Here is an 11,484-nt window from a genome sequence, read left to right on the forward strand (position 1 = left end):
ATTATCATATTGATGCAGTAAACCTGTTTATGACAAACAGGTGCAAGGGAGAGTTGCAATGTCACTGTATAACCCATCACTGGAAAAAGATAACTGTGGGTTTGGTCTGATTGCCCATATCGAAGGCCAAACCAGCCACAAACTTGTTCGTACCGCTATATCCGCACTAGATCGCATGACTCACCGTGGTGGTATCGCCGCTGACGGTAAAACAGGTGATGGCTGTGGTCTATTGATTAAAAAACCAGATAATTTCTACCGTATTATTGCTGATGAAAAAGGCTGGAACCTATCCCGTGAATTTGCCGTAGGACAAATTTTCTTAAGCCAAGATCCGGTACTTGCCGAGCAAGCTCGAACTATTATTAATGAAGAGCTGGCAACAGAAACATTATCGGTAGTAGGTTGGCGTGAAGTGCCTGTAAATCCTGCCGTTCTCGGGCCTATTGCTCAAGAATCCCTACCTAATATTGAGCAAGTCTTTATCAATGCCCCTGCAGGTTGGAAGCCTCGCGATATTGATCGCCGCCTCTACATTGCTCGTCGTCGCATTGAAAAGCGTATTACCGAAGATAGTGATTTCTACATTTGTAGCCTTTCAACTCAAGTGATTGTCTACAAAGGTTTATTCATGCCATCGGATCTACCTAAATTCTACTTAGATTTAGGTGACATTCGATTAGAATCGTCGATTTGTCTATTCCACCAGCGTTTCTCAACCAATACTCAGCCACGCTGGCCGCTGGCTCAGCCTTTCCGCTATCTAGCCCATAATGGTGAAATCAATACCATCACAGGTAACCGCCAATGGGCACGAGCACGAGGCTATAAATTTAGCTCCCCATTGCTGCCAGATTTAAAAACAGCTGCACCATTTGTTAACGAAACAGGCTCTGATTCCTCTAGCCTTGATAACATGCTAGAGCTATTTTTATCAGGTGGTATGGATCTATTCCGTGCCATGCGCATGCTTGTTCCACCGGCTTGGCAAAACCACCCTGATATGGATCCAGCACTGCGTGCTTTTTACGATTTTAACTCGATGCACATGGAACCATGGGATGGCCCTGCTGGAATCGTAATGTCTGATGGACGTTATGCAGCTTGTAACCTTGACCGAAACGGCCTTCGTCCAGCCCGTTATGTGATCACCAAAGATAAATTGATCACCCTAGCGTCTGAAGTCGGCATTTGGGATTACACCCCAGATGAGGTCGCTGAAAAAGGGCGTGTTGGTCCCGGTGAATTATTAGTTATTGATACAAAGTTTGGCAAAATTTGGCATTCATCAGATATCGATAACGAGCTAATGGGACGTCATCCTTATAAAGCATGGATGGATAGTCACGTTAAACGCTTAACCCCCTTTGAACAATTAGGGGATGAGCAAGTAGGTTGCCGCTCGCTCACTGATGACGAACTGTCGGTTTATCACAAGCAATTTGGGGTAAGCAGTGAAGAGTTAGATCAGGTACTGCGTGTTGTAGGTGAAAATGGCCAAGAAGCCACTGGCTCGATGGGTGATGATGCGCCAATGGCGGTATTGTCATCAAAAGAACGACCGATCACCGATTACTTCCGTCAAATGTTTGCACAGGTCACTAACCCACCTATCGATCCACTGCGTGAAAAGCATGTCATGTCACTCGCTACCTGTATTGGTCGCGAAATTAACGTGTTCTGTGAAACCGATAGCCATGCACAACGTGTGGCGTTTGGATCGCCAGTGTTAGTGTATTCTGATCTTGTTCAATTACTTGAGTTAGATGATCAATATTATGCCAACAGCATTATTGATATTAACTACAATCCAAATGAAAAAGATCTCAAACAAGCACTAATAGATCTATGCGATGAAGCTGAACGTGTCGTAAAAGATGGTGCTGTACTGGTTGTTTTATCAGATCGCGGGATCAATAAAGATAAATTGCCAATTCCTGCTGCAATGGCTGTGGGTGCGGTGCAAAAACGTTTGGTTGATAATAACCTACGTTGTGACACTAACATCGTGGTTGAAACAGCAACCGCTCGCGATCCTCACCAATTTGCCGTCCTTCTCGGCTTTGGTGCTACCGCTATCTACCCTTACCTTGCTTATGAATCACTAGGTAAGTTGATCGATGCGGGGGCAATTAATAAGTCTTACCGTGAAGTGATGAGTAATTACCAAAACGGCATGAATAAAGGTCTATTTAAGATCATGTCGAAGATGGGGATCTCGACCATTGCTTCATACCGCTGCTCAATGCTATTTGAAGCTGTCGGTTTAAGTGATGAAGTCGTTGAGCTTTGCTTTAAAGGTGTTTCGAGCCGTATTGCAGGCGCTGACTTTAGTGACTTCCAACAAGATCTCTTTAACTTATCGCGTAAAGCATGGTTGAAACGTAAACCGATTGAACATGGAGGTTTACTGAAATACGTTCACGGTGGTGAATTCCATGCTTATAACCCTGATGTTGTCGGCACACTACAAAAAGCGGTGAAATCAGGCGATTATCAAGATTACTTAGCCTTTGCTAAAGAAGTGAATGAGCGCCCTGTCGCTGCTATTCGTGACTTGTTTAAGCTAAAAGATGGCACAACATCGATTCCGGTTGAACAGGTTGAAGCTGCGACTGAGCTTTATAAGCGTTTTGACTCAGCCGCAATGTCGATTGGTGCATTAAGCCCAGAAGCGCACGAAGCATTAGCTATCGCAATGAACCGTTTAGGCGGTTGTTCAAACTCCGGTGAAGGCGGTGAAGATCCTCGTCGTTTTGGTAACGAACGTAACTCACGGATTAAACAGGTGGCTTCAGGTCGATTTGGCGTGACTCCACACTACCTTGTGAATGCGGATGTTATTCAGATCAAAGTAGCACAAGGAGCGAAACCTGGGGAAGGTGGTCAACTACCCGGCCATAAAGTGACAACCGAAATCGCGAAACTGCGTTATGCGGTACCGGGTGTTACCCTGATCTCACCACCACCTCACCATGATATTTATTCGATTGAAGATTTAGCTCAGCTGATCTTCGATTTAAAACAAGTTAACCCAAGTGCCATGGTATCGGTCAAACTGGTATCTGAGCCTGGGGTTGGCACCATCGCAACGGGTGTGGCTAAAGCCTATGCTGATTTGATCACCATTTCAGGTTATGACGGCGGGACCGGTGCAAGTCCACTAACATCGGTGAAATATGCCGGTAGCCCATGGGAGCTTGGTCTTGCTGAAACTCAGCAAGCACTTGTGAGTAATGGCTTACGTCACAAAATCCGTCTGCAAGTCGATGGTGGTTTGAAAACCGGCCTTGATGTTGTAAAAGCAGCCATTTTAGGTGCGGAAAGCTTCGGTTTTGGTACCGCACCAATGGTTGCTCTAGGTTGTAAATACCTGCGTATTTGTCACCTTAATAACTGTGCGACAGGTGTCGCTACCCAAGATGAAAAACTGCGTCGTGACTTCTTTAAAGGCTTGCCTGAACAAGTTATGAATTACTTCATCGGTGTTGGCCAAGAAGTACGTGAACTATTAGCGCAATTAGGCGTAGAAAAGCTCACAGACCTAATTGGTCGTACCGATCTTCTTGAAACATTGGAAGGCTTTACAGCAAAACAAGCCAAGCTTGATTTAAGCCCAATTTTGGTTGCTCCAACACCAAAAGAAGGTAAAACACTCTACTGCAGCGAGCCTAACACACCATTTGATAACGCAGAGCTAAGCCAGACTTTAGTCGATCAAATCTTACCTGCGATTGAAAGTCGTAGCGGTGGTGATTTCTACTTTGATATCTGTAACACCGACCGCTCTATTGGCGCACGTCTATCTGGTGAAATCGCCCAGCGTTATGGCAACCAAGGTATGTCAGCAAGTCCAGTAACACTGCACTTAACCGGTACTGCGGGTCAGTCTTTCGGGGTGTGGAATGCAGGCGGTCTAAACCTGAAATTAACAGGTGATGCAAACGACTATGTGGGTAAAGGCATGACGGGCGGTATTATTACTATTCGTCCACCACAAGGTTCTGCATTTAAATCAAGTGAAGCGACCATCATTGGTAATACTTGTTTGTATGGCGCAACGGGCGGTAAGTTATTTGCTGCAGGTAAAGCGGGTGAGCGTTTTGCTGTGCGTAACTCTGGCACCATTACCGTTGTAGAAGGTGCTGGTGATAACGCATGTGAATATATGACTGGCGGTATCGTAGCTATTTTAGGTAAAACAGGCGTTAACTTTGGCGCAGGTATGACGGGCGGTTTTGCTTATATTCTTGATGAAGATGGCGATTTCGCAGGACGCGTGAATCCAGAGCTAGTTGAAGCATTACCTCTTGACGAGCTACAGATCCACCAAGAACATTTACGTGGTTTAATCGACCGTCACTTACAAGAAACAGGTTCAAGTCGAGCACAAGAAATTTTGGCGAACTTTGATCAATGGATCCCGAAATTCTATCTTGCGAAGCCTAAGTCAGCAGACATTAATACCCTGCTGGGTCACCAAAGTCGTTCAGCTTCTGAACTACGTCTTCAGGCGCAATAAGGGAGGGAAACCGAATGAGCCAGAATGTTTACCAATTTATTGACGTCGAACGTATCGACCCACCAAAGAAACCGCTAAATGTACGTAAAATCGAGTTCGTTGAAATCTACGAACCGTTTACCAAACAGCAGGCAGGTGCGCAGGCGGATCGTTGTTTAGATTGTGGTAACCCTTATTGTGAATGGAAATGTCCTGTTCATAACTACATTCCTCAATGGCTAAAACTGGCTAATGAGGGACGTATTATTGAAGCCGTTGAGCTATCTCACCAGACGAATACCTTACCGGAAGTATGTGGCCGTGTTTGTCCTCAAGACAGACTATGTGAAGGCTCTTGTACCTTAAACGAAGACTTTGGTGCGGTGACAATTGGTAATGTTGAAAAATACATTACCGATAAAGCCTTTGAAATGGGCTGGAAACCTGACATGTCAGGAGTCGAGTGGACAGATAAAAAAGTTGCGATCATCGGTGCAGGCCCTGCCGGATTATCTTGTGCTGATATTCTTGTTCGTAACGGCGTAAAACCCGTGGTATTTGACCGCTACCCTGAAATTGGTGGCTTGCTGACCTTTGGTATCCCATCATTCAAGCTTGAAAAAGATGTAATGGTTAACCGTCGTAAAATCTTTACTGAAATGGGGGTTGAGTTTCAGCTCAATACTGAAATCGGTAAAGACGTCACGATGGAATCGCTACTGGCTGACTACGATGCGGTGTTCTTAGGTGTCGGCACGTATAAAAACATGCGTGCAGGATTGGAAAATGAAGAAGCAACAGGCGTATATGACGCATTGCCATTTTTGATTTCTAATACCTACAAGGTAATGGAACTAGAAAGTCCATCGACATTCTTAGATATGAAAGATCAACGCGTGGTCGTACTCGGTGGTGGTGATACCGCGATGGACTGTGTGCGTACATCAATCCGCCAAGGTGCAAAAGATGTGGTATGTGCTTATCGTCGTGATGAAGCCAATATGCCGGGTTCAAAACGTGAGGTGAAAAATGCCCGCGAGGAAGGCGTAAACTTTATGTTTAACCTTCAGCCATTAGGTATTGAAGTGGATAATTCAGGCAAAGTAACTGGCGTTAAAGTTGTGAAAACAGCGCTAGGTGAGCCAGATAGCGCTGGACGCCGTCGCCCTGAGCCTGTCGCAGGTAGTGAGCACGTATTAGGTGCAGATGCTGTGATCATGGCGTTTGGTTTCCAACCTCACGCGATGCCATGGCTGACACCATATGATGTTGAACTGGATCAATGGGGACGGATCAAAACCTCATTCGATGCACACTTTGCCTATCAAACCACAAACCCGAAAATCTTTGCCGGTGGTGATGCGGTTCGTGGTTCAGATTTAGTGGTAACCGCCATTGATGAAGGCCGTAAAGCCGCTGATGGCATACTGGATTATCTCAACGTCTAAATACGTTAATTAAACAAACTAAAGCGGATGGGCAACCTTCCGCTTTTTTTATTGTTCAAAAATTAGCGCTCGATAACTTTTGGTATAAATTCTATCGCTCATGGTACACTAATCAACACAACAGCACCCTCGGTGCACCGCTTGAACAACAAGAGAACGAATCAATGAAAATCGGCATTATTGGCGCAATGGAGCAAGAAGTTGCGATCCTAAAAGCACAACTAGAAAACTGCGAAACACACAACAAAGCAGGTTGTACTCTCTACACTGGTACGCTAAATGGTGCTGATGTTGTCTTGTTACAATCAGGTATTGGTAAAGTTGCAGCAGCAGTAGGCACAGCCGTATTACTTGAAACGTTCCAACCTGATGTTGTGATCAATACAGGCTCTGCTGGCGGTTTTGAATCAAGCCTTAACGTTGGTGATGTTGTGATCTCAACGGAAGTTCGCTACCACGACGCAGACGTGACAGCATTTGGTTATGAGATCGGTCAAATGGCACAGCAGCCGGCCGCTTTCCTATCTGACGAAAAACTGATGGATGTAGCAGAGCAAGCACTATCAGCTTTACCTGAAAAGCCACACGCTGTTCGCGGACTGATCTGTACTGGCGATGCATTTGTATGTAGTGCTGAAAAACAAAACTTCATTCGCACTCACTTCCCATCAGTAGTTGCAGTTGAAATGGAAGCTGCGGCTATTGCTCAAGCTTGTCACCAATTCAAAGTACCATTTGTTGTGGTTCGTGCCATTTCTGATGTTGCAGATAAAGAATCGCCAATGAGCTTTGATGAGTTCCTGCCTCTTGCAGCAAAAAGCTCATCAATCATGGTTGAGAAAATGGTTGAGTTACTTAAGTAACCTCATTGTAGTAACTAATTTAAGTGGCCTTGCTTAGCATCTAGCCTAAAACGAGAATAGCTGTCACGGATGATGGAATCACTTGTTGCGTTACTCACAACTAATAGCTCCCTACTCGCTTTGTGGGGAGCGTTATTATTGCATTGGGTTTTACCCATTCCCTACCCACTTCACCCCATTGTTATTTGGCAACGTCTCGCACTGCTCATTGCAGAGCGTGTTAATCACCCGAAAGAAAATCCCTCTCAACGTATTCTCGCAGGCTCACTTGCTTGGTTTTTAATGTCAGGCACGGTACTGATCTTATTGTTCGCTTTTAGCCAACTGGTTTGGTATCAAACGATTTTCCAAATGACCCTGTTGTGGATGGCAATAGACTGGCAAACATCGGCTAAATTAGGCAAACAATTTAACCAAGCCTATAACCTTGAACACAAAGGCAGATGCCGTGAGTTATTAGCCGATCACGTTAATCGTAATACTGAAAATTTATCATTACTTGGACTAGGTAAAGCGGGTGCTGAAACCCTATTACTTGGTTACGGCCGTAATGTCATTGGCGTCTTATTCTGGTATGCCATTGGTGGTGGTATTGCGGCAATTATGTATCGTTTAGCCATTAGCCTTGCGCGATCTTGGTCACCAAGCCGTGAACAGTTCCGCTTTTTTGGTTTACCCGCGGTTCGCATCGCACTTATTTTAGATATTGTGCCGCTTCGCCTGTTTGCTCTATTAATTACCCTTGGCCAAAATGCCAAAAATGCTTTTCATGGTTTAATGCAGCAAGGTGAAAATTGGCAGCTACCAGGGCCGGGTTGGTTATTAGCCGCAACCGGACATAAACTGTCTTTATCCCTTGGCGGCCCCGCGATGTACAACCAAGTGAAAATGGAACGACCGCGTATCGGAGGGAAAATTGCCCCCGCATCGTTACACCTTGCACAAATTCAGCAATTAATGACAAGTCGTTTATGGTGTTGGATCATTATCGAAAGCGGCTTACTGATCATTTTTCACGGACTAGCTTAATGCGCTTCCTACTTCTCATTGCGGTTCTATTCCCATTCACCTCAGCCTTTGCAGAACAATCACAGTCTGTTCAACGCATTATTAGCTTATCGCCACACATGACAGAGCTGGCTTACAGTGCGGGCTTGGGGGATAAACTGATTGCCGCCAGTGATTACAGTGACTACCCAGATCAGGCGAAAAAATTAGAACGTGTTGCAAATTATCGCGGCATTAAAATGGAACGAATTCTTACTTTAAAGCCTGATTTAATTTTGGCGTGGAAAGGAGGGAACCCTAGTCGTGAAATGGCTCGCTTACAACAACTTGGGATTAAGATCTTTTATTCAAATCCAACGCAATTAACCGATATTGCAGATACGATTATCAAACTGGGTAAATTTGCTGATGATCCAAGTCAATCGATTACTGCAGCTACAACATTTAGAACACAACTCGCCAAAATTAAAGCACGTTATCAGAACAAGTCTCCTGTACGTTACTTTTATCAATTAAGTGATAGCCCTATGTTGACGATTTCAGATGGCAACTGGCCGAGTCCTGTCTTTGATATTTGCGGTGGAGAAAATATTTTTGCCACCAGCACCGCGGCATACCCACAAGTCAATCAAGAGCAAGTTGTTGTTCGCCAACCTAGCGTCATTTTCGGTTCTCGTCATGCAACGTCAAAAGAAAATAGCCCATGGTTAAAGTGGCAAGGAAAACTGCCTGCAGTTGATAATCATCAGCTTTATCAACTCAATAGCGATTGGTTAAACCGCCCCACGCTTCGCACTCTTAAAGCCGTAAAGCAAGTGTGTCAACTACTGGATAATGAAAGAAAAGCCTCACCTTTGCTGTGAATAACCTCACTAAAGATGGATTTTATAGTTGTACCTAGCCATTTAGGCAGTACAATCGCCTGCCTACTTTCCCCCTTTTCTATTAAATAGGGATAAACATGCTCATCTATATTCTCGATATGTTTGGTACTGCAATCTTTGCAGCCTCGGGAGTACTCATGGCAGGACGATTACGCATGGATCCTTTTGGCGTTGTCGTGCTAGCTAGCGTAACAGCTATTGGTGGCGGCACTATTCGTGATATGGCATTAGGTGCTACCCCTGTGTTTTGGATCAAAGATACCAATTACTTATGGGTGATTTTTATTACCTGTATTATCACGATGCTCGCAACTCAACGCCCTAAACGGATGCCATGGTATTTTCTTCCTGTCGCTGATGCGATTGGATTAGCAGTCTTTGTGGCTATCGGTGTCGAAAAATCATTACGTTATGGCGCATCGCCAATGGTCGCTGTGATCATGGGTGTGATAACAGGCTGTGGTGGCGGCGTGATCCGAGATGTACTAGGACGTGAGATCCCAATGGTATTACGTACAGAGGTTTATGCAACAGCCTGTATTCTAGGCGGTATGGTACACACCATAGGCTTATCTTTAGGTGTACTGCCTTCTGTTGCTGCAGTGATCGGTATCTTTACCACACTCACCATAAGACTCGCAGCCATTAAGTGGAATCTGTCTCTGCCTATTTTTGCACTGCGTAATTAACAAAAAAACCGCCAACACTGGCGGTTTTTTAATCCGAAACAAACAAGGTTATCTTACTCTTCAATCGAGGTTTTACGGCGTTTGAATCGACGGATAAGCCACCATCCAAGTATACAAGCAAGTACAACGACGACAGACCAACATTGCATCTGATATTTATGATAGAAGGCTAAAATAGGCCCTAATTCGTCATGTAAATAAGCAGGAGCCACGCCAAATACCAATAGCCAGATCGTGACCGCTAAGAAGTTACCTAATAAGAAAAGTTGCACTGGCATTTGCGCAATACCACAGCCAATGCACATGAACTGTTTAATGCCTTCAACAAAACGACTGATCACAAGCCCTAGCATGCCATAGCGGTCAATAAACTGATGTAACTTGGTCAGCGTTCGCGGTTTAATCCATTCTTTCTTCGTTAAGATATGACCAAATTGGCGTCCAATAAAGTAGCCAATACTGTTACCAATAAAGCTACTTGCCCAAGCAACAGATAGCACCATAGGTAACGACATTTTACCTGAAGATGCCAATAAACTCGCGACGATCAATAACGACTGACCAGGCGCTGGGATCCCCATACCTTCAACAGCAATTGCCAATGCTAAAATATAGTACCCGTATTGCTGCAGCAGCGGGGTGAGATCAGTAATAATATGTTGAATCGATTCCATAGCCAGTCGATATAAAAATGAAGAGTAATCTTTTATAGTAGCTTGTCTCTCGTCGTCGGCATAATGATCAAAGCTAGAAAGTAAGCTTTCATAAACCATTAAACATTAAGATTTAAAGCCAAGTTATTATTAATTAAGACTATTTGACAGATATAAAAAAAGGACGCAAATGCATCCTTTCATATTTGAATAACGCTGCGAGAGCAATGTGATTATTTAATCATCACACGAGCAAATTTACGTTTACCGACTTGGAAAACATAATTGCCAGCAGCCAGTACCAGTTTCGTGTCTTCTACTTTCTCACCATCTTGCTTCACAGCGCCTTGACGGATCATACGCATTGCATCAGACGTTGAGTTAACCAGTGCTGCTTCTTTTAATAAATTCGCAATAGGAAGACCGGCTTCGAATTCAAACTCAGGCATTTCATCAGGTAGGTTACCTTTTTGGAAACGACTGATGAATTCTTGCAATGCCGCTTCTGCCGCTTCTTCTGAATGGAAACGTGCAATGATCTCTTTTGCTAGTAAGAACTTCACATCACGTGGGTTTTTACCGGCATCAACATCGGCTTTAAACTGAGCAATTTCATCCATTGGACGGAATGAAAGCAATTCAAAGTAGCTCCACATCAGATCGTCAGAAATAGACATGATCTTACCAAACATATCGCTTGGCGCATCGGCAACACCAATGTAGTTGTGCGCAGATTTAGACATTTTCTTCACGCCATCTAAACCCACCAGCAATGGCATCGTCAGTACAACCTGTGGTTTTTGACCGTGCGATTTTTGTAACTCACGACCCATTAGCAAGTTGAACTTCTGATCAGTACCGCCTAGTTCTACATCTGTTTCCATTGCGACTGAATCGTAACCTTGAAGTAATGGATACATAAATTCATGGATCGCGATTGGACGATTCTCGCCGTAACGCTTTTTAAAATCGTCACGCTCTAGCATACGAGCAACGGTTTGATTAGACGCTAAACGGATCATTCCTTCTGCACCTAACTCTGATAACCATGTCGAGTTAAACGCAATCGTGGTTTTGGCAGGATCAAGGATCTTAAATACCTGCTCTTTATATGTTTCCGCATTGCGTAATACATCTTCACGCGTTAATGGCGGACGTGTCGTGTTCTTACCGGTAGGATCGCCGACCATACCAGTAAAATCACCAATCAAGAAAGTGACTTCATGGCCTAATTCCTGAAAAGTACGCAACTTATTAAGAATAACCGTGTGTCCAAGATGGATGTCTGGTGCCGTAGGATCGGCACCTAATTTTATACGTAATGGACGGTTTTCTTTTAGCTTTGCTATTAGCTCTGCTTCTGGGATAAGTTCTTCAACCCCACGTTTTATCTCAATAAGTGCTTGTTCAATGCTGGCCATTCTTGTTCGCTCCCACA

8 protein-coding genes are annotated in these 11,484 nt (G+C 44.3%); 6 read left to right on the forward strand and 2 right to left on the reverse strand.

Annotated elements, in window-relative coordinates:
* Positions 1-58 precede the first annotated feature (58 nt).
* From gltB to C9J38_RS19785, 6 genes are all read left to right on the forward strand, one after another.
* Positions 59-4,522, forward strand: coding sequence for a glutamate synthase large subunit (gene gltB / locus C9J38_RS19760; protein WP_107208583.1), 4,464 nt, complete (start codon positions 59-61; stop codon positions 4,520-4,522).
* A 14-nt stretch (positions 4,523-4,536) separates the two neighbouring features.
* Entirely contained in the window at positions 4,537-5,949 is a 1,413-nt protein-coding gene (locus tag C9J38_RS19765; protein ID WP_107208584.1) for an FAD-dependent oxidoreductase, read from the forward strand.
* Positions 5,950-6,113: 164 nt separating this feature from the next.
* Entirely contained in the window at positions 6,114-6,812 is a 699-nt protein-coding gene (mtnN, locus tag C9J38_RS19770) for a 5'-methylthioadenosine/S-adenosylhomocysteine nucleosidase (protein WP_105059490.1), read from the forward strand.
* A 72-nt stretch (positions 6,813-6,884) separates the two neighbouring features.
* Positions 6,885-7,841, forward strand: coding sequence for a cobalamin biosynthesis family protein (locus C9J38_RS19775; RefSeq protein WP_107208585.1), 957 nt, complete (start codon positions 6,885-6,887; stop codon positions 7,839-7,841).
* A complete protein-coding gene (gene btuF, locus C9J38_RS19780) occupies positions 7,841-8,683 on the forward strand; it encodes a vitamin B12 ABC transporter substrate-binding protein BtuF (RefSeq protein WP_107208586.1) in 843 nt (280 codons plus the stop codon). The genes C9J38_RS19775 and btuF overlap by 1 nt, the downstream gene beginning before the upstream one ends.
* Positions 8,684-8,781: 98 nt before the next feature.
* Entirely contained in the window at positions 8,782-9,393 is a 612-nt protein-coding gene (locus C9J38_RS19785; protein WP_045083709.1) for a trimeric intracellular cation channel family protein, read from the forward strand.
* A gap of 53 nt (positions 9,394-9,446) precedes the next feature.
* On the opposite strand, the gene C9J38_RS19790 is transcribed toward C9J38_RS19785, so the two are convergent.
* Positions 9,447-10,067 (reverse strand): DedA family protein, encoded by a 621-nt coding sequence (locus C9J38_RS19790; protein WP_107208587.1) that lies wholly within the window; start codon positions 10,065-10,067, stop codon positions 9,447-9,449.
* 212 nt (positions 10,068-10,279) lie between these two features.
* The gene (tyrS, locus tag C9J38_RS19795; protein ID WP_107208588.1) at positions 10,280-11,467 is read right to left on the reverse strand and encodes a tyrosine--tRNA ligase; all 1,188 of its coding nucleotides are present in this window, start codon (positions 11,465-11,467) and stop codon (positions 10,280-10,282) included.
* Positions 11,468-11,484: the final 17 nt, after the last annotated feature.

Origin of the sequence: Photobacterium sp. GB-210, assembly GCF_003026075.1 — a bacterium.
GTDB lineage: Bacteria > Pseudomonadota > Gammaproteobacteria > Enterobacterales > Vibrionaceae > Photobacterium.

What these genes read in the sequence shown, in the direction of transcription:
- gltB (WP_107208583.1), top strand. Translation starts at nt 59, where the DNA reads ATGTCACTGTATAACCCATCACTGGAAAAAGATAACTGTGGGTTTGGT.
- C9J38_RS19765 (WP_107208584.1), top strand. Translation starts at nt 4,537, where the DNA reads ATGAGCCAGAATGTTTACCAATTTATTGACGTCGAACGTATCGACCCA.
- mtnN (WP_105059490.1), top strand. Translation starts at nt 6,114, where the DNA reads ATGAAAATCGGCATTATTGGCGCAATGGAGCAAGAAGTTGCGATCCTA.
- C9J38_RS19775 (WP_107208585.1), top strand. Translation starts at nt 6,885, where the DNA reads ATGGAATCACTTGTTGCGTTACTCACAACTAATAGCTCCCTACTCGCT.
- btuF (WP_107208586.1), top strand. Translation starts at nt 7,841, where the DNA reads ATGCGCTTCCTACTTCTCATTGCGGTTCTATTCCCATTCACCTCAGCC.
- C9J38_RS19785 (WP_045083709.1), top strand. Translation starts at nt 8,782, where the DNA reads ATGCTCATCTATATTCTCGATATGTTTGGTACTGCAATCTTTGCAGCC.
- C9J38_RS19790 (WP_107208587.1), bottom strand. Translation starts at nt 10,067, where the DNA reads ATGGAATCGATTCAACATATTATTACTGATCTCACCCCGCTGCTGCAG.
- tyrS (WP_107208588.1), bottom strand. Translation starts at nt 11,467, where the DNA reads ATGGCCAGCATTGAACAAGCACTTATTGAGATAAAACGTGGGGTTGAA.